This window comes from Psychrobacillus sp. NPDC096426 (assembly GCF_044762745.1).
GTDB lineage: Bacteria > Bacillota > Bacilli > Bacillales_A > Planococcaceae > Psychrobacillus.
Genome location: NZ_JBIWEX010000008.1, coordinates 12,279 through 36,348 on the forward strand (window position 1 = coordinate 12,279; position 24,070 = coordinate 36,348).

Consider the following 24,070-nt stretch of genomic DNA (forward strand, 5'->3'; position numbering starts at 1 on the left):
AAAGATTCTCCCCCCACATTATTTAGAAGCCTCTGCCCTTTGTCTAGCTTCTTCAGCCAATAAATTCGCAATCGTTTGTTGAATCGATGCAATTTCTGCAATAAGTGATGTAATTTTATTCGAAATAGCGCTAAACACCGCAGAAAATTGAGCACCAGTTATTTCTAAATACGACGCATGAATTCCAGCTTCCCGAATATCATCAAAACTTGTAGCAAGCGTTCCAAACCATGTAGTTGTACTCAGCTCAGGTTCTAGACACTTATATTCATTCTCATTAAATTGCCCTTGTTTTTCGGTTAGTGACCCTTGGCATTCGTTTAGTCGTCTTAATTCTTCTTGTTTCTTGTGCAACAGTGCATAATAATATCCAAGCAAATGTATTCTCCTCTCTTATCCTTTGGTAGTAGAAGTTTCAGATGGTTGAACCAATTTCGGTAAAACGATGATAAATAAGGCAAACACACCAACGACGATAATAGTTAGAAAAATCATCGTACGTGTTTTATTAGTGACCGTTTCATTGTTAAGAAACGCACTATCTGGTAGCAGCTTATCTCCCTTACTTTCGTTCATAAACAGGTTAAGTTCGGAAGATTTCGCCGCGATCGTACTTTTTTTACCTCTAGCGGAAGTTTGAAACAGAAATGAAGTGTCGCTTCTATTTGGAAGCTGTTTTCTCCCATCAAAGTAAATATCAAACTGCTTATCTGGAATCGTGTTCTTCATCTCTGTTTTCTTTCCATCATGCAAGTAATCCGTGTTTTTTTTGAATTTTAGCTTTTCATAAATTACAGGTTCAAGCTCTTCTACCGTTTTATCTTCTTGTGCTAGGACAACTTGTAAGTCTACAAATAAAACACAGAGCACTAGTAAAACAAATAACATTATCCTATTAACTTTCATACGCTTCTTCAGCACTCACTACCGGTTTATTTGATTGTCTAAAATACGATACCGTTAGCATAATAATCGCGATAACGCCAGTAATGATTGTTCCCCACAAGAAACTTGTTTCCGGTTCATATTTGATAGACATATATACCGTTGATAATAGATCGGGAAGTTGGATATCTGGCACGGCAAGGATCAATAGTGGAATAATATACACACACATGAGTGCAACACTTGCGATCCATCCCGCTGATTGACCAAACTCGAGAGCAGCTCGGATAATTCCAGCACTCGCAAGGAGTAATAGAATCGTGAAAATAGTCCATTCCACTGCACGGTCATCGTTCAAAATATACATATTAATACTGTATAAACTAATGATAAGCCCGACAAGTATTGACAATATTCCTGTGAGACCTAAACGTAATCCGATTGGACCTTCTTTCATTTGATAAGTGAAATATCCGATCGACAAACTACTAATAAGTAAAATGATAAATAGAATGACTGGAGGCACTTTCTCCACTTCTTCCGATAGTGCGGCCTCTCCCTTTACAGATAGTGGATTTACAAAATGATTGAATGCATACCCATTTTCTTGCCCATCTACATACGTGTTAGCAAGGAATCCTTGAATATCTTCATCAAAAGCGGTCATTGCATTTACATTTGTTTCCCACTTTTTACTAAATTCATTCGAAGTATTCTTAATATCACCAGCTTTTGCAGACAAATCATTCGCATAATTGACCAAGCTATTTTGCTTTTGCGATAAAGATTGCATCATTCCACTTAAAGAAACAAGCTGGTTACTAACTGTTTGTTGGCCCGATAGAACTTCCCCTTCCGTAGTTGAAGGCACAGGCTCGCTTGATCCAATCATCATAGCTGGTGTTTGAATTTGTTGAAGAAGCATATTCGCTTGTTTATCAATTGCCGTTAAATCTGACAGTAACGATGTATGCTGTTCCTCTACCGTTTCTTCGTAACCGGAAATAATTGCAGCAAATGTTGTGTTCAAATCCGTAATGCCAAGTTCTGTTTCTGGAATGCTTTCACTTACGGAAGTCCAGCCTGCAAGCTCCTCCTCATTCAAATCCACAACGTTTTTTAATAAAGCTGTTAAAATTTCATCTTCTAACATGTCGTCCTTATTTGCAGTTTGCCCTCCCTCGCTAAGCGTAAATTCAAATTGTTCTAGTGTTGCGTAATAGGAGAGAAGTGAACTAGCATCGGTACTAGTTGCACCTTTTGCAAATAACTCTTCCAATCTTGTACGCTGATCACCTGATAATTGCGGATGCTTTAACAATGCTTCTTCTTGTTGCTTAATTTCTGCACCAATTCTCGCTGTATCCACTGGATAGGAGTTCAATATTTGTTGTACCGATTCATATTCTCTATAGACAGAATTGTAATTTTCTAGGAGATTTGTAAAGTCAGTTGATGCTTGTGTGTAATCATTCATTCCTTCTTCTTTTGTTTGATTCCAAATCGTTTCTTTTGCAGAAATGCCAGCATTGATGGAAGCTAACTCTTCTTCAAGTAGTTCTAATTCGCCGACAAATCCAGCATCCGGGTCTGCTGCTACTACTCTTTCTTTCATTGCAGAAACCGCAGTTAAAATGTCCGTCACTTTTTCTCGCTCTTCTTCTAATGGAGGAAGTATAAGTGCTTGTTTACTAGCCACTTTACGATCCATTTCCTCCTTTGTTGACATGAGCTGTTGCTGATCAGTTCCGATATTCGTTACACCTAATACAGCTGGTCCGTTTTTCCCTGTTGCAATCCCTTTTTCCAAATTACCTAAAATGGTGTTATTGTATCGATCGATTGCAGTACCTTGTACGATTAGTAAGTCAGTCAATTGACGGTCCACTTCATTTTTACGTAATTCGGATAAGGCGTTTAGTTTTTCTTTATTGGTATCCATAATTTCATTTACTTTTTGAATTTCTTCGTTTAATTGTTCCTGGCTATCCTCTAGCATTTGAACCGATTTGTTATATTGTTCGGCTTGCATCGCAGCGGCAGCTTGAATTTTAGCTAGACTACTATCTTGTACTTGTTGTAAGATTTGCTTTTGTGTATCTTGAAATCCTTTGTATTGTTGAACATACGTGATGAATCCGTTCATTTGCTGACCAAATGATTCTGCATTTTCACTACGGTCAGGATGTGCGTTGCTAGCGGATCCCATCGTGGAAAGAAGTGAATCCATTTGTTCCTTCTGTCTTTTCATTTCATCCGCAAGCGTCTCCGATTCCGGCTTATAGTATGCCGACATGGCACTTAAAAATTCAGTTTCTTTCCCTAGAATGTTCGCAAATTCTTTTTTAATATGATTCATTTCCTGGGCAATATATGTCCAGTAAAGCGTGGAAACTTTCTCATTTACACGATTCGTAGCTAGTGAAATTTCGTTTAGCACGCGCTCTTTTCGTATGCCCGTTTTTTGACGCTGTACTTGATAGGAAAACTCCGCTTTTTTCGGGTTTTGTTGATCGTAAGACATTATGTTCTCCGAAAAGTTGGATGGAATGTACACGATCGCCTCATATTGATGGGATTTTAATCCATTCTCAGCGGCACCTCGCCCCATTACTTTCCATTCATATGGGGATTTCTCTGCCAATATGGAAACGACTTCTTTTCCCATCTCGACATTTTCTTCCTCCTTTGTGAGTCCTAGATCTTCATTGACAATCGCAATTACTCGTTTGTTCGACGTGTTCAAATCTAGTAAGTTAACACCCATCAATTGAAAAAACAAAATAGGGAAGGCGAGTATAACTAAAATACCAGCGATTATTTTCAACCATTTCATATGCTTATCTGATTTCATTGCAAAATCTTCCTCTCCATCTTACATAATGGGAGTTGTACTTTCGTCGTATTCCCATTTAACGTATAATGTCCAAATCCAAGTGGTAATTCGGCTTCTTTTCGCTCATAAGCTAATGTGTATAATGTTTGTTCGGACTTTTTCATATAAAGAATTGCTTGACGAATAAGTTTTAGTTCATTCGTGAATGCGTCATAGCCTTTTGTCAATTCTGCATTATTCCCGGAAACAATGACATTAAATCCTAAGTGTGCATAATTTTTCATCAGTTTTGAAAGTCGATCTTGAATGCCGCTATCTGCAACTTGTAAAAATCTTGTGTATCCATCTATGACAAAATAAGAAAGAACTATATCCATATGCGTATTTCCTTGTTGCACTTTTTCCACATATATTCTTTCCACATCTGCATAATATTGCTCCGCACGAGAAATCCATTCAACCAAATTCTCTTTTGTTTCTAAATAATCAATAGCCGCTTCATCCGAAAACATCGATAATCCCCGGTCAAATGAATCAAAAATGGCTATAAATCCTGTTTTCTGTTCCTTTAACGTAGTGATCATCCAACGGAGCGTATTTGTTTTTCCTCGTTGCACTTGCCCAACAAGTAAACAGTGACGATTTTTCATAAAATCGATGGCCATTGGAAGCACAGTTTCTTCATCTAATCCGATTGGAACAACCCCATCTTGTTGTTTGGCTTCCAAATAGGCGGCAAAATGGATAGAAGTCAACTCAAGCGGCAACATCGCGATAGGACTTGGAACTGCTTCCTTGTGGTATTTATCCTGCAATACTCGAATGGTACGTTTCAGCGATTCTAATACTTCCAAGTCATCTGTACCTTTTGCAGGAAGGAAAATTTGCGTAAAATAGGCATCCTCTTTTTTCAAGATGGCTCTACCCGGGAAAGGTTCTAAGTTAAAAGGAACACGACCAATGACTGTAAATGCTTCAGTAGCATCCAATAAGTAATGGACAACCTTCGTTTTTAAGTTATTCATGAGCGATTGTCTAACAGATTGAACCCTTGTTGCAGCTACAAACAAATAGATGCCGAGTGATTGACCATCTCTACCGAATTGAATAAGTTGCGATTCCAGTTCTTCCATTTCTTCACGGACGATATCATAGTTATCTACTACTAAATAAATAAATGGTAATTTTTCTGCAGACAGCTTGTTATACATATGGATGTTGCTCACTTCTCTTTGTTGGAAAGCGATCTTTCTTTTTGCGATTTCTTCTTTTATTCGTTTGATGAGTTTTTCTCGTTTAAGTTCTTCATCTATTGTGAAGTAATCCGCTGTTTGCGGGAGTTGTTTAAGCGGAAGTAACGATCCATTACCATAATCCAAAATATAGAAGTTTGCTTCACTCGGTGTTAATTGTTCGGCTATTCCAAGGAGGACGGTAAGCAATGTATACGATTTGCCATATCCGGAAGAACCGAATACCCCTAAATTTCCATCTTTCGTCCAGTCGTAGTTCACTTCTGTTTGACTTTGCTTTTCGGGTTCATCGATCATGCCGATTGGGATTCCTTTTTGTAATGGAACATTCGCGACTTGTTTTTCCATTCGAAGTGCGAGCGGTGGCAACCAAGGACTCGCTAATTTCCGGATGTTTAGCGATTTTGTCGTTTCGGCAATTTTAGCTGTGACAGCTTCTATTTCCGTTATGCCGCTTGATTTTTTCTTGCCATTTGTTGCTATACCGGAGAGCGGATAAAGTCCGAGATCTGTGACGATCGCCACATCATCTTCGCCTTCTAATACTTCCTCCATATAGGCTGCTCCACTCCATGCAGACTGGAATAATTCATACACTTCGTTGTTCCCAACTTGTAAGTACCCTCGACCAGTTACTGTAATCGATGCGGCATCACTGTTTTTTAATATTTCTTTACTATCCGATGCATCCTGTACTTTCAACGCCACACGGAAACGAGCGTTACTCCAGATTTGGTCATCGATAATGCCCCCTGGTTTTTGTGTTGCTAAAATAAGATGCACACCGAGGCTTCGGCCAATTCGTGCAGTACTCACAAGCTCACGAATAAATTCCGGTTCCTCACTTTTCAACTCCGCAAACTCATCGGAAATTAGAAACAAATGCGGCAATGGCTCCACTGCCTTACCAGCTTTATATAATGTTGTGTAGTCATCAATATGCGTAACGGTGTACGTATCAAATAGACGCTGCCTTCTTTTCAATTCACTATTAATAGAAGCAAGTGCACGCATACTAAAGTTTTTACTTCCTTCGATATTCGTAATCGTCCCTAAAAGATGTGGAATTTGTTTAAAAGGCTGCGCCATTCCCCCACCTTTATAATCGATTAAAAGAAAAGCCACTTCGTGCGGATGAAATTGTACTGCTAGCGATAAAATATACGTCTGTAAAAATTCACTTTTACCAGATCCAGTAGTACCGGCGAGTAACCCGTGGGGACCATGTGCTTTTTCATGTAAATTCAAGCGAACAAGTTCATCTTTTCCTTTGAAGCCAATTGGTACAGCTAATGATTTGGCTGATTCGTTCATTGTCCAATTGTGACTAATCGGCACATCTGCTACATCTCTGACTCCGAACATTTCTAAAAAACTAACGGAATCAGGAATTGAATTTTTTATTCCAATTTGATGATTCAGTGTTCTTAACATGCGTGCAAAGCGTTCATTTGTCGATTGATCATATGCATCTAAGCGAAATGGGATTTCCACCGCCTTTCCAGCCTCGATCAAAATTTCTCCTTCTTGTTCATTTACATAGCGGACAAGTGTATGAACATTTTCCGTCATACGCTCTTGCGCTGATTCCGCAAAAATAACGGAAATGCCAAGCTCCTTTGTATTTTTGCTTTCTAAGTACTCTAAAATAACATGCTCTGCAAGTAACGAATAATCAGAAATGATGAAAATGAGATGAGGTGCGAACTTCACTTTTCCTTTCATTTCATCTGCATCACGCTCACGAATGAGTTCATATAAAGAAGAAAGTAACTGATCCCGCGTTTCTTCGTTATGGATTAGCCCTCTCGCATGCATATGTGGAAGCTTGAAATGCGGCAACCACTTCATCCATTCAAATCTTTCGTATTCCTCGTGGTTAAAAACATAAATAAATCTCGTATCATGATAACTATGTGAAAATGCGAGCTGACCGATCAGCTGATGCAATTCTCGTTTCATAATCGACTCTTTTCCGATAAGACCTAATATTCCTTCCGAGAGATTAGTTGTGATCGGTGCTTTGGGAATTTCTTTATATACAGCTTCCATTCGCTGTGCTTGTTCTAGCAAATCATCAATTTCTCTATTCGCTAGATCACCTGATGAGAGTTTAACTTCATAGCTAGCAGGAATAGTACCTGTACCAAGTCGAAACTCTAAAAAGTCATGACTTTCTAATGTACGTTCCCAAATCCTCCTAGAGAGTGCTTTCGTCATTTGTTTCATTTCTTCAAATGGTGGGAAGTGATAGGCTAAAACGCGTTTCTGTTTTTCCGAGAGTTCATACAATTCCTGACGGATATTTTCCAGATAAGCAGTATAAACGCGAAGTCTTTTCTCGGCATTTAACTTCCGCTTTTTGCGATCTTTGAAATATTGAACGGTCGACATGACTAAAACTGCTACGAACATCGCCATCGAAATGATGATGAAGCTTCCTCTTGGTATGAAGTAAGCAACGAGCCCAAGGACAATGAGCATAACAAGTGGGAGTGCAATGATTAACAATAAACTGCGTCCGTTATCATCACTTTCCTGTGTCGGGAAAGATATCGACACTTTGTCTTCAGGCAAATCATAAATCATTCGAGGCGTTCTTCTATAATCTGGGTACATCTGGTACAGTTCTGATTTCGGTACTTCGATTTCAGCAACAGTTGTTTCATAGTTACTGGACGTTATAACTTCCAACCGATCTCGCTCGATTAGTTTTATCTCCATAAATGCCCACTGGATAACATCTCCGATCTGAAGGACTTTATTCGTCTCACATTGTTTTCCATTCACATATAAAGGACAACCAAACTCTTTTTTAATAATCCATCCAGTAGCTATTTTGTTTAAGGAGAAATGACCCGATTCCACTTTTGGGAATTGAACGTTTTTTCGTTGGAATGTGACAGTGTCTAGTTTAGTAGAGAAAGATACTTCCTGTTCATAGTCTATAAAGTAAGTCTTGGAGGTGATAGGTGTCGAAGAAGTATATAAATGTAGTAGCTTATCTTGTTGTTCGATCAATAAATCCTCTTCGTTCGATAACTTGCCCACATACCCTTTTTCATTGTATAGGGTAAGATAATTGTCTTCTTTTTTTACTATAAAATGTCCATTTTTAAATGGATACGATTGAATCGTGACATCATCTTCTATCCTCGGACCTATTGTAAAGGAGTTTAAATCCTCTTCCTCCAAACAAATCCGCTGATAATCTTCCCCGTAAAACAACCATAATTGCAGCAATGCGTACACCTTCTTTCTGTCTGCTCTTAACTTTTAGCTTCCTCTTCTTGTTCCATCAGCTTTTTGTATTCTGCTACTTCTCTATCTATCTCATCTAAAATCGTCTGCATCTCTTCACCTGATAATTTCCGATCCGCTTTGACTTCTTCGCGTCTTTTCAATAATCCATACGTAATTAGCTCGCCGTCTTCCATCGACCTAGCCAGATCTACTGCATTTTCTGCTTCTCCTCGATTAATATAAATCCAAAACATTAAATAATCGGCATCCGTTTGCAATGTAATATTAGACAATACATTCTTTTTCTGTTCTTCATCTAATCGTTCATTGGTCACAGAAGCGTAAGCTAGTTCGTACAGCACAACATAAGGCATAGACTGCACACGATATGGACTTAACTGTGTAACAACTTGGCTGTAATTCTGGCCCAAAAAGTATTCATGGCTAAGGGTATATGCTTCGTTTTTTGGCTTTTCGTGTACGAAATAAATAATAGTAAAAATAATTGCAGGAATAATGAGCACTCCAAGCGCTAGTGAAAGCCATTTCGTTATAGTCCATTTCTTTCTTGGGAGTTTTATATTTGATTGTTCCTTTATATCCAATTGCGCTAGTTGCTGACCGATAAATTCAAGGAAGGACTCTCTATCTTTCATCGACATTAGTTTTGCACCAATTTCTTTTAACTCGAGAATCTCCGAGTATTTCAAATACTCCTCAAAAGTAAACGAGGCGTCTATTGCAGCAGCAACAACCGCTTTCGTCTCTAGCCAAACTTGCTCCGTATTTGTTTCAAATGGCGGCAAGCTTCCCATCACCCCGTAATACAAAAATACAGGCTCCATCCCTCTGCTATACACTATATTTTCCGGACAAACGATTAAATTCAAACGGGGATACGGATGAGCATATACCTTTTCTACGAGTTGATAGGCAAACATCCACCTCCATTTTTCATCTTCCAAATGCATGTCACTAAATCGCTTAAAGGAAGTCGGTATCGTTGCTTGAATGATCAGTTCATCATCCGTTATGGCAATGTCCTTTGCGATTTTTGGACTCACTTCTTTTAGAAAAATAATTTCTTCTGTTCGTTTAAAGCCGACCCGTTCTTTTTGGAAGACGAATGTAGTTTTATTTTCTTCTTCATTTATTTCTGCACCTATCCGATTTTTTAAATATGTATGTGCATTATTCGCCATCTTCTTAACTCCTTCAAATGATTTCGATTCGATCACCAGTCGTAATGCCGCAATGCGCGAGCGTTAAATGACCAGGAAATAATCTGTCTTTGTTTACTACACGCACCCAATGACCTTCTCGTGGAGTTTTGGAAATTGCTTTTGCCTGCCACGCTATATCAATCATTTTTTTCATCGTATAATAATCGGACAACCTAAGATCCATCACATCGCCTTCGTAATTACATAAATCTATCGTAATTTCTATATACATAATTTCACCCCAATGAAGGAAAAAGCGCCTTCCTTTGTGGAACGACGCTCTACTATTTGTTTCTTCCGAGTTGGAAGAGTTACCCGCGGATTTGACTTGCAATCTGTTGGTCCGCATCTTGCAACGCTTGACCAGCACGGCTTAATTGAATTCCTACTTCACTTAAAAGTTCACGCATTTCGTTAAAATGGGGTTTAAGTCTCTCATATTGCTCAGCAAATGCTGCACTTGAAGAACCTTCCCACATAGATTGCAATTCTCCAATCATGCCGTCTAAACGACCAATTTGAGATCCAACTTCTCCTGATTCATGGTTGTAGCGAGAAGCCATTGCATCTAGTTCTGCTGGTGTTACGCGAATAATTCCTGACATTCCATACATCTCCCTTTTTTTGAAATTTTGTGTCATTTATAAAATAACTGTATTGGGAAGCATTTAAAGATATGCGTAATGCTCTATCGTTTAGCAACTCCCAACACAGATACTTCCGCTGTTTCATTGTCTCTATAATCCAATCTCTCTATTCCCCAATTTAATAGACTAATAAACATGAAATATTCAAAATTAGAAGAAAATTTTTAAGGCATCAAAACAAATGGATAAATATTCATAAATTAACACCTAACTTTTCCTTAATATAATAAATAACACTACTAGTAGGGGAACGTCAAAGTGACAATATTTACATAAAAATTTTCATAGTTCCATAAACTCAAGGACTTATGTCATGTCATTTTAATAATGGAAACAATTTGATACTTTTTTTATTTCGTTTTCTGAAATATTCATCCAAATAGCAAAAATTCATAATCATAAAATAAAACTAGTACTTTTTAATCATTTTATATCAGAATTATCAAAAAATACTTCAATGTAAAGATACTCAATACTATGGTTTAAAATAGAACTAGTTGCGGCGGGACGACTCACTAAATCCATTAAATGGTTGAACGAGACATAATATGCTGTGAACGCGACAAAATCCCTCCGAACATGACAAACTGGAAGCTGAACGCGACAAAGCAACAGCCGAACACGAAAAACAATCTAGCAAGTTTAGGCGGGCTCTATTGAGCATTATTCCTAAAATGTGGCATATATTATGTTCCTATACTTTAAATTTCCTAAAATATGAAAAAAGCAAGGGGAAAAGTGAAATCCTTTTCTCCTTGCTTCTTATAAACCGCTTATTTGCTCAGCTCCGACTTAACGCCTGCAACCATTTTCGCTTCTTCATACTCTTTTATAAGTCGTTCAACAATTACCGCTGTACTGTCTATTGATTTAATCGTTGTTACGCCGTGACCTGCTGACCATATATCTCGCCAAGCCTTCACATCAACCATATGAGATAAGTCCACGGAGTCACGCGGCTTCAGACTTGTAGGATCAATATTATTTTTTAATAAACTAGGGATTAAATAATTCGCATTTACCCCGCTAAAGGAGTCCGTATATAAAATATCGGAAATCGTTGAATCGACAAGCATCTCTTTATACGCTGGAATTGCTACACTTTCCTCCACCGCGATAAATTTCGTTCCCATATAAGCAAAATCTGCTCCCATTATTTGAGCTGCTAATATATCTTTCCCACTTGAAATACCACCTGCTAAAACAGTATAACCATCCCAAAACTCTCGAACAGCATCTAAAAATGCAAATGAGTTTAGTGTTCCCGCGTGTCCACCCGCTCCCGCACAAACTAAAATAAGCCCATCAACCCCAGCTTCAGCAGCTTTTTTCGCATGTTTAACCGTAATGACATCCGAAAACACTAACCCACCATAGGCATGTACAACTTCTGTAACCGCTCCAGGATGCCCTAAAGAAACGATTACTACCGGTGGCTCATATTTGCGTATTAACTCCAAATCGGTTTCCTGTCGCTTATTCGTTTTATGTGCAATGAAATTCACGGCCCATGGTTCAGTTGGTAGAGCAGACTTTAATTCCGCCAGCATCTCTTCGCATTTCTCTTCCGTTCGTGCATTAAGTAGTGGTATGGAACCAACTACTCCATGTCGACAAGATGCAATAACTGATTCTGTACTAGATACTAAAAACATTGGTGCTACAATTACTGGAAGGTTTAAATTAGTGAACATGCTATTTTTCCTCCTTATACTCGCTCAATAACAACCGCGATCCCTTGTCCGCCGCCAATACATAAACTTGCTACGCCGTATTTCAATCCTCTATTTTTCAATTCATATGCTAACGAAAGCAGAATCCGCGTTCCGCTTGCCCCAACTGGATGACCTAAAGCGATTGCACCGCCGTTGACATTTGTTTTGTCACGATCAAGTCCTAATGCTTTTTCAACAGATAAATATTGGGAAGCAAATGCTTCATTCACTTCGATTAAATCCATATCCTCTAATCGTAGATCCGCTTTTTCTAAAGCTTGCCTGATTGCTGGAACTGGTCCAATTCCCATAATAGTAGGATCGACTCCTACTACACTCCAAGAAACGATTTTAGCAATCGGCTTTAGTCCATTTTCCGTTACTGCTTTTTCACTAGCAATAATAATAGATGCAGCACCGTCGTTTATTCCGCTTGCGTTACCTGGTGTTACCGTTCCATCTTTTTTAAAGGAAGGTCTTAATGTGGCCAACTTTTCAGTTGTGACATCCGCTTTGATATGTTCATCCCGAGATACAACTATCGTTCCTTTTCGAGTTGGTACTTCTACAGCGACAATCTCTTTCGAAAAAACACCATTGTCGCGTGCCGTGGCTGCTCGTTTTTGACTAAGCAGTGCGAATTCATCTTGTTCCTCGCGAGATAGGTCATATTGTTCTGCTAGTTTTTCTGCTGTCATTCCCATACCACTGCCAACATATTCATCTGTAAGAGTTGAGAGGACCATATCTGCATACACAACGGAGCCCATTTTGGAAGTATTAAACCGTGCGTTGAAATTTGCATATGGAGCCATCGACATATTTTCTGCTCCACCTGCTAAAACAATGTCTGCTTCGTTCAATAAAATTAATTGCGCTGCAGAAACAATCGACTGTGCTCCGGAACCACATAAGCGGTTCACATTATACGCAGGAACCTCCACTGGAATCCCCGCTTTTAATGCAATATGCCGAGATAAAAAAGAAGCATTTGTACTCGAGTGAATCACATTTCCATAAATAACATGATCCACTTGAGTTGCATCCACTTTTGCGCGTTTCAACGCTTCTACCGCCGTTGCTGCACCTAAATCATCTGCTTTCACTTGTGCAAAAGAACCTCCAAAACTAGTAAACGCGGTTCTAGCACCATCTACCATATAAACGGAACTCATTTCTTTTCCCCCTTACTCTTTTCTAAGTGCTGTTTTTAGCACTTTGCCACTCGCATTTCTAGGAAGAGTATCGATAAATACGACTTCTTCCGGTAATTTATATTTTGCCAATCGTTTCGAACAGAAAGAAATAATAGCTTCTTCTGTCAATGTCTGTCCTTCTTTTAATACAACAAAAGCTTTTGGAACTTCTCCGTAAATGGGATGTGGAATGCCAACTACAGCTGCTTCTAAAAGTTCCGGAATTTGATATAACACTTCTTCTACTTCCACGGGGTACACATTTTCGCCAGCGCGGTTAATCATATCTTTTTTGCGATCCACGATATAAAGTAGGCCATCTTCATCAAAACGCCCTAAGTCTCCTGTATATAGCCAGCCGTTTTGAATCGCTCTTCTTGTTGCTTCTTCATTTTTCAAATAGCCTTTCATGACTTGGGGACCTTTCGTAACTATTTCCCCTACTTGACCAACTGGAAGTGGCTCCCCAAATTCATCTACAACTTGCACTTGTGTTTGTGGGAGCGGTTCTCCTACTGATCCAACCTTTTTTAATGCATGATGATCTTTTAGTGTTGTAGCGGCTGGAGAATTTTCTGTTTGACCGTATAAGTTTTGCACTTTCACATCTGGATATAATGCTTTAACCTTTCGAACTAATTCATATGGCATTGGAGCCGCTCCATAAGTAAACAGTCGAAGATTTGGTAATTGTAAATTCTCCATTTTTGGTGTGTTCAATAAAATACTGTACATCGCCGGAACACCGAAAAATATCGTAATATCCTCTTGTTCCATCGTATTCAAAGCTCGTTCAGGAGAAAATCCTTCTTCAATTACAATCGTCCCACCAGCGTAAATGACAGGAATACTAAAAACATGACTTGCCGCACAGTGAAATAATGGGGCTACTATTTGCATGCGATCTTTAGAGTTTAGCTCCATTGCTTCCCCCCATATTTGTGCAGTTGCTCTTACATTATTTGCTGTTAACAGAACGCCTTTTGGTCTACCAGTCGTACCAGAAGTATAAAAAACGACACTCGTTCGTTCTTCCTGTTCGTTTATTTCCTCGTAAGTAATAGATGCATCCTCTAAAACCTCTATTAAACCCTCATGTTCTCCTACTACAAGCGAATCTTGAAATTTTGCAAATGTGTCCGGGATTTCGTTCAAAATTGGCTCCATATCTGCGCCATAAATGAGTGCCTTTGCTTCTGAATGCGTAAATATATAATCCACTTCAGGAGCAGCAAGCTTTGTATTTACAGGCATTACGCTAAATCCACCAAGCTGACATGCAAAATAACAAACTAAGAAATAATCCGAGTTATTTAAGTAAACTGCAATAATATCTTCTTGTTGATAGCCTTTTGCTTGAAAATAACCTGCTAATCTCTTGGCCTGTTCATAGAACTTAGAATAAGTTGTTTTTCTTCCATTGAATTGTGTAATGAAATGATTAGGTTGCTCTTTTGCTTGGAGTGCCAATTTTTCCGTAATGAACATATATCAGATCCCCTTTGTTTTTGCTCTGTTAAACTATACTGCTGATTTCAGTTCCAGGCGGACGCCTTCCACTTCAATCAATTAGGTAATCAATTAATATAGTAAAAATCAACAGTAATATAGAACAAAGCTTTTGTTTTAAATATGTCATTTACTTCACAACTTTTAACAAATAATCTGCATAAATCGCTTGTAAGTCCTCTATTGTCTTGTCCCCATTTAGCTTGTACCATTGTTGTATCCAGTTCATGGAACCGAGTAAAATCATTCGTGCAATTTTTGGTTCTTTTATCGTGAATTCTCCCTCCTCCACCCCTTTTTTAATGACTTTATCAAACCATGCTGCGTATTCATTTCGTTTACGTAAAATCGGTTGAAGGTAATCCTTCGAAAAGGTTTGGTCAGGCTTTATAATCATATTGAACGTTTCTTTTTCTTCGATCATGTAACGGATATGATTGGCAATCATTTTACGTAATTTCTGTTCATTCGAAATAACTTCATTAACATAATGTTGTAGCTCACTAATTGCTTGGCCTAACACCATTTCATGACATTGAAATAGGAGATCTTCTTTATTTTTAAAATAATAATAGAGGGAACCCTTTGTCATGAGAAGCTCTGCAGCAATTTCTTCCATCGTCGCCCCATGAGACCCTTTTTTGTTCACTAGTTTAACAGCCGATAAAATAATTTCTTGTTTTTTCTTTTGTAACTTTATCTCTGAGAGCTTCATGCCAGAATCCCCCTTTACTTATAAATCCAGTTTTTTCGCAATTATGGTTTTCATAATTTCTGTAGTTCCCGCATAAATACTTGCCACTGGAATATCTCGGTATCTTCTCGCAATCTCGTATTCTTCCATATATCCATAGCCACCGTGCAGCTGCAAGCATTCTGCTGCCACTCGTTTTGCCATTTCACTAATCCACCATTTTGCCATGGATACTTCCTTTACAATGTCTTCGTTGGCGATATGGCGAGCCGTCAACTGATTGATATAAGCTCGACCGATATCTATTTCGGTTGCCATTTCTGCTATTTTAAATTGCGTATTTTGAAATTTGCTAATCGATTGACCGAATGCTTTCCGACTTTTTACATAGTCGATCGTAATTCGAAGCATTTCTTCGGCTTCAATTTGGCATTGAATCGCTACGACTAAACGCTCCTGTTGTAAGTTTTGCATAAGATAATAAAACCCTTTTTCCTCTTCTCCAAGCAAGTTTGCTGCAGGCACTTTCACATCTTCGAATATCAATTCTCCGGTATCTCCACTATGCATGCCGATTTTATTGAGTTTCTTTCCATGCTTAAAGCCTTCCATCCCTTTCTCCACAACGAGTAAACTTATTCCTCTATGTGCAGGCTCGGCATCTGGATCCGTTTTACAAACAATAACGGCAATATCCGCTGTAAGACCATTTGTGATAAATGTTTTCTCGCCATTTAAAATGTAGGTATCTCCGTTCTTACGAGCAGTCGTCTTCACTCCCGCTAAATCGGATCCAGCACCAGGCTCCGTCATGCCAATCGCAGTGATCAAGTCCCCACTTACACAGCCTGGAAGCCACTTTTGCTTTTGCGCTTCCGTACCAAGAATAGAAATGTAAGGGCTTACAATGTCAGAATGCAAACACATCCCACTTGCTAACCCTTGACCAACACGTTCGAGCTCTTCAATCAAAATCATCGAATAGGAAAAATCAAGCCCAAGTCCTCCATATTCCTCTTGAACCCATGGACATAAAAACCCATTCTCCCCCATCTTCAACCAAAAATCTCTCGGAATAGCTCGATTAGCTTCCCAATTATCATAGAAAGGATACGCCTCTTTATCTAGCATTTTTCGCAAAGACTTTCGAAATAACGCATGTTCATCCGTCATAAAAGAAGTCCTCACCAAAGTTTCAACCTCCTTCACATTAATATTCAGAAAATTCTTTCTTAAAACACATTATACTTCTTCCATTTTAAAAGTAAATGACTTTTTGAACTCCGTTTAAATTTTGAATGAACCTATTCATTTTTCACTATATGTTTCTAAACTTTAAAATATCTTTCCATCCGATGTTTAAATTGTGTAATTAAAAAACCTCCTCTTTAGATCGCTCTATTAAGGAGGTACGTTATTATTCGTTATTTTATTAGTCAACTTTTCACGCTATCCACCGCTTGTTTAACACTGCCAAATGTATGAAAGGTTGTAAGATCAATACCAGTGCGTACAACTTCCATCGACAGATTTGGCCGTATTCCTGAAAGCATTACATGGATGCCAAGCAGTTGAAGGACACTATGAAGGATGTAGATTTGTTCTGCGACTTCCGAATCAATCGTTAATATACCACTAAAATCAATGATTAAATGATCGATGGAACGATTTGGTATGGAAGGCACTAAATGATTTATTATATATTGGAAACGGGAAGCATTTATAATACCAATTAGAGGTAATACAGCAATTCCTTGTTGAATAGGAACAATAGGTGCTGATAATTCGTTGATCTCTTTTTGGCGTTCTTCCATTAACGTATCGTGGTAGGCTTCATATGCATAAATCGTCTCAATCATGCTGACGTCCATCAAATAACTAATTCGATTATTTATTCTTACCACGTCTTCTGTTGATAACCCATGATCTATCGAAATTTGTGTAATATATTCCAAGTACATTAATCGGTTTTTAGCTAATGGTTTGATAATTGTAGAAAATTGATTAAACAGTGCAGCTTGTTGCTCACCGACTCGTTTGCTCCATTTAATTAATTCCACTTCTGCTGCTTCTTCAGTCTCTTCAAAGGATTCTGCTAAAAGCACTAAGAATTCCATATTTTGCTCTATAGATCGCTCCAACATTTCCTCTGTTACTGGAAATTCTACATTTTTTAACGCCTTTTTCGTCATGTCCCTAATTATTTCTTCTGCATTTTCTACTAAATACTGGCCGACTTTCAATACCTCTTCCATATATTCTCCTCTTCTCCTATATTGATGCCGTCGCTTTTGCTAATTCCTTTTTAGTTATTTTCCAATGGGAAGCATTCCAAAAAGCTTCCCCATTTGAAACTAAAAATGCTTGTGGTGACTCATGACGAATTCCCAAATCGTTTTCTATCTCATTAGACACCGAACGATTTTCAATCACTTTGACTAAATAAGTCTCCAGTGGGGATTCAAACGAAGTAAACTCTCCATACGCATGCGCACTCACCGGACAAGTCGTGCTATGCTTAAATACCAAGACTGCCTTCTCCTTTGACCGCTCCAAAACATCCTTCCACTCACTAACGGAAATAATCTCCGTATAATTCGCCATCAGAACCATCCTCTCGAAATATTAATTAAAAGCTCTTTATTCTATTATACAAGACTTACCTCGCCAATCATCCTTTATCTTCAGAAAACAATAAATTATTAAAAAATTCTCTAGCGCAGTTGCACTAGGGCATTTCGATATCAAATTATTTATCCAATCGTTCGTCACCCTGTGGTAAATCTTCATACGGATGTAGGTCATCGGTAGATGGGATGTTATATCCCGTATCAGGAGATTCATCTAAAAAACCATTTGATTCTCTTAAATAACCCGTTTCTTTTGCATATGGAACGTTCTTCTTAAAAGATTCTTTCATTGACTTTTTTTCTGCTTCATACTTTTCCTTCGATACTTCTACTTCCTCTAGACTTCTTTCCATTTTACTCAAATAGCGTGCTGCGTGCTCTCGTCCTCCCAATCCAAATGCTAAACCAAATGCCAATGCTAAGCCACCTAGAATAAGGATAAAAGCGGAAGTGATGATGGAAGCAGCAATCCCTAACTGATCTAACGCCATGAAGAATGCGAATGCTAAAATCGCATATTTTGCCACGTAACGCAAGAAATGTGGTGTTCCTGAAGAATGTTTCATCAAACTACCGACCAATTTTTCTACCATATTCGCTAACCAAAATCCTACAGCTAAAATTACAATCGCCGCAAAAACAGATGGTAAATATGCAAAAATTCCAGTTGCCAATATAACCATAAAGTTTAGCTCCAACAACTGTAGTGCTTCCACAACAAACAATAAAATTATTACAACTTGGACGATCGTGCCTAATAATGTTGCTAAAGATGGCGCAGCACCACTACCTGACTGGAATCCCATCTTGCCAAATACTGAATTCACCCCGAGTTTTTCAAGCAATGAAACAACAACATCTTTTACCCATTTTGCAATGACTATTCCAACTAACACTAACACGATTGCAACAAAAATCTTCGGTAACATTGCCAAAACATTATTCAACATGGCAATAGCAGGTGCAGAAATTCCTTCTAAATCCAAAATCTCTAGCGCAGTAATGGATACAGGAATCATGATTAATACAAAGGCAATAATACCAACAACTTTTGACACACTAGTCCCTTCAATGAAGGAAGAAATCTTCAACTTGTCCGCTAATCGGTCTGCCCCAGCTGATTGCAAAAATTTTTCTATTAAATTACGAATTAGTTTTGCAACGAACCAGCCAATGACCAAAACAATAGCAGCAGATACGAGCTTAGGTATAAAGTTAAAGAAACTAGCAAGCATCCCCTCGAATGGTCCACTTAATCCGTCAATCCCTAATGCATTCAATACTGCAGGGATAAATAATAAAAAGATTAAATAATAGGCAACATTCGTTGCTGTATCCGTCCATTTCGTTTGATCGATTTTCTGAGGATTAACGCCAGTCTGTCCTACATATTTATTCAATCGAAGTTTCGAACCAGCCATTTGAATTACTTTTTTTACAACAGTTGCTAAAATCCAAGCAAACAATAAAATTAAAGCTGCTTTTAATACATTTAAAAATGCACTAGTTAATCCTGAATACATGGAAACAAACGGTGTAGCCATTGTATTCAAATTCAGGATGTTAAAGAATAATACGAATGCCAAAATGAGAACGATAACAAAAACAATTTTGCTAATGATTTTCTCTACGGTCCATTTAGACTTTGTATTTCCTAAACGTTCATTCACATGATATTTGCGTAATAATTTATACGTAATATTTTCCATCAGTTTTGCGATAAAAAAACCTATCAATAGAACGACTAAACCTACTAATAGTTCTGGTAAAAATGAGAGGCTCTCCCTCCAATAATACTGATCCAGCATTACTTCCTCCTCCTTTTAGATCAATTTCTTCACAATACTCTGTTACCCCGTATGCATGTATTCAAACAATTGTTACGAGTGCCATCACCAATGACAAATCTGTAACATTCCTCTTCCCATTCTGATCTAGCATTCTTCGTTTTGTTTAATATTTATGATTTAAGGTTATTTATAAATGATAGACACGCAATTATCCCGAGAGGAGAATGTACATGAAATCCAAAAAACATATGATACTTGCAGCTACTCTATTATCATCGGCGATGCTTGTTGCAGCTTGCGGAAATAATGACGAGACAGTTGAGAATGTATCTACTGGAGCGGCATACGAGCCAGAACAAGAGGAAGTAGTGGACGATTCATTAACATCAGAAAACCCGGAACTTGAATTTGGGTTCCGTTATTTCAATCTGCACATCGATACACCAAACAATAAAGAATCAGTCATAGCTGAATACTATGGTGACTCTGCGATAACAGAGACCATATATAAGAACATGCATGCTGCTGTCGACTTACAAGGAGATGCCGCATTTACATTATTACAGCAAGTTTTCGCAGATCTCCAGTTAACGCAAGATACGAGCAAAGAAGAAGTGATCACTCAAGTAACCAATGCTTTTGATGCAACTGATTACACTAATTTCGACCTTGAAATAGAATATGAAGACGGAGAAACCAAATCATATGTTGAGTAAGCAGTAATACAAAACTTATACCGGCAACACAACAAAATAAGAAAAACCAAGTCGGCAAACATAGTAATTAGCTATATGTTGACACATAAAAAGGCTTAGTTCTTACTCAAGGAGAACTAAGCCATAACTATTTTGACATTCGAATATTTAACAAAGAATGAAAATGGTTAGAGGAGTCAATACAGTTATTTGGAAATCAATTGTTTTCCGGAATTATCAAATTGAAAAATAGTCTTTTGTCCATCAAAAGTTTCCCCGTTTTTCTCAGTGTAAACTCCATTAGTGTAATTAGAAATTGTCTTCCTCCAAAATTTTTGTCCCACAATGTTTTTCTCTAACGGGTTAGTAAACAACTCCCAATTCCCTTTAAATTGCTCAAATACTATATTTGCTGCTCTTTCAGCGATGCCTTTCCCTCTTAACGATTGAATTAAAAAGAATTCATTTACAAAATAATCAATTCCTTTATTACAATGTGGCGGGGTTGCTATTAAGATAAATCCTCCTGGTATCCCATCTACTAAAATTATGTATGGGAATAAAATTCCGGGCTTTTCCCACCAAATATTTTGAACTTCATACTGGTCGTTTAATGTTCGAAAATCATCACTATCCTCATATATCCCGTGAACATTCGGGATTCTATCATAATGTCCAGAAAGGTCATAAAGGTACAAAGGATATAAGTTTTTTATAATATATGATTCACTATTATCTGTTAAATGAACATCAATTTTCATAGGCTTCTCCTTTTAATATAGATATAAAAACTGTAACTTATATATATAATTATAATAAAAGCAATCCAGTGAAAATATATAATGAACGATTATAAATTATACTTTACCCAAAAAGGTCACATCAGATTTAATCCAATGTGACATATAGAAACTATTTTTTTAAGTAAACTATTTTTTTAATACTATCGCGAGAAAGAAAGAATCGATCTGAAAGTTGATCTATCTTGATGCCGGCAGAAAATTGTTGACGGATCTTATGGTTTCTATCGTTCAAATAAGTTTTATTCCCAGAGTTTTCGCCCCATTTCTTCCGTGAACCCTTAGAAATAGGAACGTAAACCATTTCTCCATTTACATACTTCTGTATTTCATTCAGTAATTCTACTGGTAAGATGCTTTCTGCATTTACATATTTCATGTTAGCTTCGCTCCTTAAAATAGATGAAATTTTTAAGGTAGCAAAGTCATTACTATAAACAATAATCACTTTTTAGGTGGAAACCAATTTCTAGCTCTATGCAAACAACCACCTTATTCATAGTAAAAACTTTGCATAGAGCTAATCTTTAAACTTCTCATAATTCTTGTCATAGTGAACCTCCTCCTTTACGTAATACAACCACAGTTACGTTCCTATTAATAATTTCGATAAGGACTGCCTAATCTCCTTTTTGCATAATAATACAAAATTTAACATTTTCCTTATATTATATAATTATTTTGCAATTATTCCAAATAATTTTCACCTTAATAAGAAGTAAGAGTATATCATGAATCTTCAATTGAACTGCGTTAAAAATGTATCCAATACAGTAAAAACCGCTATATATCAATAAAAAAATGGACAGTTAATTAGCATACAATTAACTGTCCATTTTTGGGTTTCAATCTTCCAATTTCGCACATAAAACTCCAATAGCTGTTCCTAAAATCGCACCTACTGCTACTTCTACCGGCTGGTGTCCAAGCAACTCATTTAGCTCGTTTTCTCGCTCGACATATTCAAAACTTGGAAAATTCCCAGACAATGTTACAAACTTATCTTCCAAATCATTCACTAATTGTGCAATCTCACCAGTATGTCTTCTGATTCCTTGTGCATCATACATGACAATTACTCCAAACACTACTGCTATCGCTGTTTCTGTGTGACGAGCTCCTTTATTAGCAGCTACGTATGATGCAAGTGCCGCTACTCCTGCTGAATGTGAGCTAGGCATTCCACCTGTTGTAAACGCTTGTTTCAGATCCCATTTTCCTGTTAGCTTTTTATGCGTAAATATTTTTAAGCCTTGCGCTAACCCAATTGCCGATAAAGCAGTAATAATTCCACGATTCATGTTCGTCATTTGAATCCTCCAACTTGTATATATCCTCTTTTTACATTACCCATTTTAAGAAGAATTAATCGTATAAACATATCTCGCTTTATTAATACGTATAATTGAACATTATTTTCCACATAATAGCATAAGGTGAAAAAGATACACTTGATGAAACAGAAAGGAATTTAACTCGCGTGAATGAAAACGGACAACTCCTTTTTCTAAGAAAACCGCTCACATTTGCGTTTTTCCTCTTAGTACTTGCCATTTTTGATTCCATTTTTACTGACTTTGGTATTCGAAACGGCCATATCTCCGAAGCAAATCCATTCATGCGCTTCGTGTACGAAAGTAATATCGCAATTTTTTATTCCATTAAAATTATCCTTCCACTTCTTTTAATGTTTGTCATTACTAAATTTCAACCAAGAAAATATGTGCAAATATTAATTGGGATAGCGCTTCTACTTTACACTTTCGTGCTATTTCAACACTTTTTTTGGATAGCTTTATTAATTTAAAAAATCCAGCAACTTGTGAGCTGCTGGAATTGGTTTATTTATTTTTTTTGCTTTTTTCTTCAGATTCCCATCGTTTTAAGGAAGGAAAGGGATCGTATGCCCATTCGGTTCGACCATTATATTTGTACATGCCGTAATGTAAATGCGGTGGAAACTTTCCGGATGTACCTTCTTTTCCATAACCGGAGCTACCAACGTACCCAATTATTGTTCCGGGCTCGAGTATATCTCCTACTTTTAAACCTTTCGTATAGCCGGATAAGTGGGCATAATAATGATATGTGTTATTTACGTCTCTAATACCGATGCGCCAGCCACCATAGTCATTCCACCCCATTACTTCCACTTTGCCAAAAGTAGTGGATTTTACTGGGACGCTATAAGAAGCAAACAAGTCAGTACCTTCATGCATTCGTCGACCACCCCAGCCTCTCGAGTCACCCCAAGTACTGCGGTAACTGTAATCATGATTGATAGCAAGCGGAAAGGCACGTGCATCTAAATTTAACGTTTCAAATTTTTTGTAAATTTCTGCGTTCGTCATTATTTGTTTTACGGTTTCTTCTCGTTGGTAATATTCCTTCAACGCTTTTTTAAAAGCTTTTTCTGTAACCCCAAACTGCATTAAATATTCAGTTAAAGTAATCATCACATCATCGTCATTTGCCCGATCTGCGATACCGTCTTGATTGCCATCTAATCCATGACCATTAAAAAAAGCAATGGTAGTTAAGTCAATATCATCTAAAATAGGATTCAATACACCTTTCCAATAATCATCGGAAAATTGAATGGCAACGATACCATCTCTTTTTGGAATATCACTTCTAACTTCTTGAATATTCCGCTCAAACTGATCAATAGCAGCCAAATAATACCAAGGCAAGACATCGCTCGAATATTTTATATAGTATTCCATGCGCTTTTCTAAAATTTGCTCCCTCGATGGTTCTTCAGCAGCAGAAACAGCCGTGGAAAGAAGAAAGACAAAAGCACAAGTAGAAAACGTCAGTTTCATCCAGCTAATCAAACAAAATACCTCCTTTTTCTATACAGTGTAGCTTGCCCTTTTAGTATCATTTCATGAATAAATAAAAAGTGTATTTCTGACAAATAATCGGTTACATTAAGTAAAAATAGACTCCAG

Annotated in this window: 21 protein-coding genes; 2 read left to right on the forward strand and 19 right to left on the reverse strand. The window is 37.6% G+C overall.

From position 1 onward, the window contains the following. Nucleotides 1-18: 18 nt before the first annotated feature. From ACIQYS_RS08535 to ACIQYS_RS08605, 15 genes are all read right to left on the reverse strand, one after another. Complete coding sequence (locus tag ACIQYS_RS08535; RefSeq protein WP_402977663.1) at nucleotides 19-378, reverse strand: YwqH-like family protein; 360 nt, start codon at nucleotides 376-378, stop codon at nucleotides 19-21. 15 nt (nucleotides 379-393) lie between these two features. Then, complete coding sequence (locus ACIQYS_RS08540) at nucleotides 394-888, reverse strand: type VII secretion EssA family protein (protein WP_402977666.1); 495 nt, start codon at nucleotides 886-888, stop codon at nucleotides 394-396. A gap of 7 nt (nucleotides 889-895) precedes the next feature. Continuing rightward, entirely contained in the window at nucleotides 896-3,739 is a 2,844-nt protein-coding gene (esaA, locus tag ACIQYS_RS08545) for a type VII secretion protein EsaA (RefSeq protein WP_402977669.1), read from the reverse strand. After that, a complete protein-coding gene (gene essC / locus ACIQYS_RS08550) occupies nucleotides 3,736-8,217 on the reverse strand; it encodes a type VII secretion protein EssC (protein ID WP_402977672.1) in 4,482 nt (1,493 codons plus the stop codon). The genes esaA and essC overlap by 4 nt, the downstream gene beginning before the upstream one ends. Nucleotides 8,218-8,243: 26 nt before the next feature. Beyond that, nucleotides 8,244-9,419: a type VII secretion protein EssB gene (gene essB / locus ACIQYS_RS08555; protein WP_402977675.1), complete on the reverse strand. Its 1,176-nt coding sequence runs from the start codon at nucleotides 9,417-9,419 to the stop codon at nucleotides 8,244-8,246. A 13-nt stretch (nucleotides 9,420-9,432) separates the two neighbouring features. Next, nucleotides 9,433-9,672 carry an ESX secretion system protein YukD gene (gene yukD, locus ACIQYS_RS08560; protein ID WP_402977679.1) on the reverse strand — a complete coding sequence of 80 codons (240 nt, stop codon included), beginning with the start codon at nucleotides 9,670-9,672 and terminating at the stop codon, nucleotides 9,433-9,435. A 79-nt stretch (nucleotides 9,673-9,751) separates the two neighbouring features. Then, nucleotides 9,752-10,045 (reverse strand): WXG100 family type VII secretion target, encoded by a 294-nt coding sequence (locus tag ACIQYS_RS08565; protein ID WP_093265042.1) that lies wholly within the window; start codon nucleotides 10,043-10,045, stop codon nucleotides 9,752-9,754. 815 nt (nucleotides 10,046-10,860) lie between these two features. Then, nucleotides 10,861-11,781, reverse strand: coding sequence for an NAD(P)H-dependent flavin oxidoreductase (locus tag ACIQYS_RS08570; protein ID WP_402977684.1), 921 nt, complete (start codon nucleotides 11,779-11,781; stop codon nucleotides 10,861-10,863). Between the two features lie 14 nt (nucleotides 11,782-11,795). Further along, complete coding sequence (locus ACIQYS_RS08575) at nucleotides 11,796-12,977, reverse strand: acetyl-CoA C-acetyltransferase (RefSeq protein WP_402977687.1); 1,182 nt, start codon at nucleotides 12,975-12,977, stop codon at nucleotides 11,796-11,798. Nucleotides 12,978-12,989: 12 nt separating this feature from the next. Next, complete coding sequence (locus tag ACIQYS_RS08580; RefSeq protein ID WP_402977690.1) at nucleotides 12,990-14,486, reverse strand: class I adenylate-forming enzyme family protein; 1,497 nt, start codon at nucleotides 14,484-14,486, stop codon at nucleotides 12,990-12,992. Between the two features lie 151 nt (nucleotides 14,487-14,637). Further along, nucleotides 14,638-15,222, reverse strand: coding sequence for a TetR/AcrR family transcriptional regulator (locus tag ACIQYS_RS08585; protein ID WP_402977693.1), 585 nt, complete (start codon nucleotides 15,220-15,222; stop codon nucleotides 14,638-14,640). An 18-nt stretch (nucleotides 15,223-15,240) separates the two neighbouring features. Continuing rightward, the gene (locus tag ACIQYS_RS08590; protein WP_402978074.1) at nucleotides 15,241-16,389 is read right to left on the reverse strand and encodes an acyl-CoA dehydrogenase family protein; all 1,149 of its coding nucleotides are present in this window, start codon (nucleotides 16,387-16,389) and stop codon (nucleotides 15,241-15,243) included. A gap of 248 nt (nucleotides 16,390-16,637) precedes the next feature. Beyond that, nucleotides 16,638-17,456 (reverse strand): STAS domain-containing protein, encoded by an 819-nt coding sequence (locus ACIQYS_RS08595; protein WP_402977696.1) that lies wholly within the window; start codon nucleotides 17,454-17,456, stop codon nucleotides 16,638-16,640. Between the two features lie 16 nt (nucleotides 17,457-17,472). Continuing rightward, the gene (gene ytxJ / locus ACIQYS_RS08600) at nucleotides 17,473-17,805 is read right to left on the reverse strand and encodes a bacillithiol system redox-active protein YtxJ (protein WP_402977699.1); all 333 of its coding nucleotides are present in this window, start codon (nucleotides 17,803-17,805) and stop codon (nucleotides 17,473-17,475) included. 145 nt (nucleotides 17,806-17,950) lie between these two features. Then, nucleotides 17,951-19,639, reverse strand: a complete 1,689-nt coding sequence (locus ACIQYS_RS08605; protein ID WP_402977702.1) for a mechanosensitive ion channel — start codon at nucleotides 19,637-19,639, stop codon at nucleotides 17,951-17,953. A gap of 212 nt (nucleotides 19,640-19,851) precedes the next feature. On the opposite strand from ACIQYS_RS08605, the gene ACIQYS_RS08610 reads away from it, so the two are divergent. Continuing rightward, a complete protein-coding gene (locus tag ACIQYS_RS08610; RefSeq protein WP_402977705.1) occupies nucleotides 19,852-20,337 on the forward strand; it encodes a YusW family protein in 486 nt (161 codons plus the stop codon). 185 nt (nucleotides 20,338-20,522) lie between these two features. Here ACIQYS_RS08610 and ACIQYS_RS08615 read toward each other — a convergent pair whose 3' ends face one another. The 3 genes from ACIQYS_RS08615 to ACIQYS_RS08625 all read right to left on the reverse strand — a co-directional run bounded on the left by ACIQYS_RS08615 (nucleotide 20,523) and on the right by ACIQYS_RS08625 (nucleotide 22,426). Beyond that, nucleotides 20,523-21,077, reverse strand: a complete 555-nt coding sequence (locus ACIQYS_RS08615) for a hypothetical protein (protein ID WP_402977708.1) — start codon at nucleotides 21,075-21,077, stop codon at nucleotides 20,523-20,525. Between the two features lie 151 nt (nucleotides 21,078-21,228). Next, nucleotides 21,229-21,495 carry a CD3324 family protein gene (locus ACIQYS_RS08620; RefSeq protein WP_402977711.1) on the reverse strand — a complete coding sequence of 89 codons (267 nt, stop codon included), beginning with the start codon at nucleotides 21,493-21,495 and terminating at the stop codon, nucleotides 21,229-21,231. A 466-nt stretch (nucleotides 21,496-21,961) separates the two neighbouring features. Further along, nucleotides 21,962-22,426, reverse strand: coding sequence for a divergent PAP2 family protein (locus tag ACIQYS_RS08625; protein ID WP_402977714.1), 465 nt, complete (start codon nucleotides 22,424-22,426; stop codon nucleotides 21,962-21,964). A 170-nt stretch (nucleotides 22,427-22,596) separates the two neighbouring features. Between ACIQYS_RS08625 and ACIQYS_RS08630 the strand changes: the two genes are divergently transcribed. Beyond that, nucleotides 22,597-22,923 carry a DUF5658 family protein gene (locus ACIQYS_RS08630; protein ID WP_402977717.1) on the forward strand — a complete coding sequence of 109 codons (327 nt, stop codon included), beginning with the start codon at nucleotides 22,597-22,599 and terminating at the stop codon, nucleotides 22,921-22,923. A gap of 34 nt (nucleotides 22,924-22,957) precedes the next feature. Here ACIQYS_RS08630 and ACIQYS_RS08635 read toward each other — a convergent pair whose 3' ends face one another. After that, on the reverse strand, nucleotides 22,958-23,941 hold the full coding sequence (locus tag ACIQYS_RS08635) for a M23 family metallopeptidase (protein WP_402978077.1): 984 nt from the start codon (nucleotides 23,939-23,941) through the stop codon (nucleotides 22,958-22,960). Between the last annotated feature and the right edge of the window lie 129 nt (nucleotides 23,942-24,070).

Excerpts from the sequence above, each read along its gene's own strand:
- ACIQYS_RS08540 (WP_402977666.1), bottom strand. The coding sequence starts at position 888 with ATGTTATTTGTTTTACTAGTGCTCTGTGTTTTATTTGTAGACTTACAA.
- esaA (WP_402977669.1), bottom strand. The coding sequence starts at position 3,739 with ATGAAATCAGATAAGCATATGAAATGGTTGAAAATAATCGCTGGTATT.
- essB (WP_402977675.1), bottom strand. The coding sequence starts at position 9,419 with ATGGCGAATAATGCACATACATATTTAAAAAATCGGATAGGTGCAGAA.
- yukD (WP_402977679.1), bottom strand. The coding sequence starts at position 9,672 with ATGTATATAGAAATTACGATAGATTTATGTAATTACGAAGGCGATGTG.
- ACIQYS_RS08565 (WP_093265042.1), bottom strand. The coding sequence starts at position 10,045 with ATGTCAGGAATTATTCGCGTAACACCAGCAGAACTAGATGCAATGGCT.
- ACIQYS_RS08570 (WP_402977684.1), bottom strand. The coding sequence starts at position 11,781 with ATGTTCACTAATTTAAACCTTCCAGTAATTGTAGCACCAATGTTTTTA.
- ACIQYS_RS08575 (WP_402977687.1), bottom strand. The coding sequence starts at position 12,977 with ATGAGTTCCGTTTATATGGTAGATGGTGCTAGAACCGCGTTTACTAGT.
- ACIQYS_RS08580 (WP_402977690.1), bottom strand. The coding sequence starts at position 14,486 with ATGTTCATTACGGAAAAATTGGCACTCCAAGCAAAAGAGCAACCTAAT.
- ACIQYS_RS08585 (WP_402977693.1), bottom strand. The coding sequence starts at position 15,222 with ATGAAGCTCTCAGAGATAAAGTTACAAAAGAAAAAACAAGAAATTATT.
- ACIQYS_RS08595 (WP_402977696.1), bottom strand. The coding sequence starts at position 17,456 with ATGGAAGAGGTATTGAAAGTCGGCCAGTATTTAGTAGAAAATGCAGAA.
- ytxJ (WP_402977699.1), bottom strand. The coding sequence starts at position 17,805 with ATGGCGAATTATACGGAGATTATTTCCGTTAGTGAGTGGAAGGATGTT.
- ACIQYS_RS08605 (WP_402977702.1), bottom strand. The coding sequence starts at position 19,639 with ATGCTGGATCAGTATTATTGGAGGGAGAGCCTCTCATTTTTACCAGAA.
- ACIQYS_RS08610 (WP_402977705.1), top strand. The coding sequence starts at position 19,852 with ATGAAATCCAAAAAACATATGATACTTGCAGCTACTCTATTATCATCG.
- ACIQYS_RS08615 (WP_402977708.1), bottom strand. The coding sequence starts at position 21,077 with ATGAAAATTGATGTTCATTTAACAGATAATAGTGAATCATATATTATA.
- ACIQYS_RS08620 (WP_402977711.1), bottom strand. The coding sequence starts at position 21,495 with ATGAAATATGTAAATGCAGAAAGCATCTTACCAGTAGAATTACTGAAT.
- ACIQYS_RS08625 (WP_402977714.1), bottom strand. The coding sequence starts at position 22,426 with ATGACGAACATGAATCGTGGAATTATTACTGCTTTATCGGCAATTGGG.
- ACIQYS_RS08635 (WP_402978077.1), bottom strand. The coding sequence starts at position 23,941 with ATGAAACTGACGTTTTCTACTTGTGCTTTTGTCTTTCTTCTTTCCACG.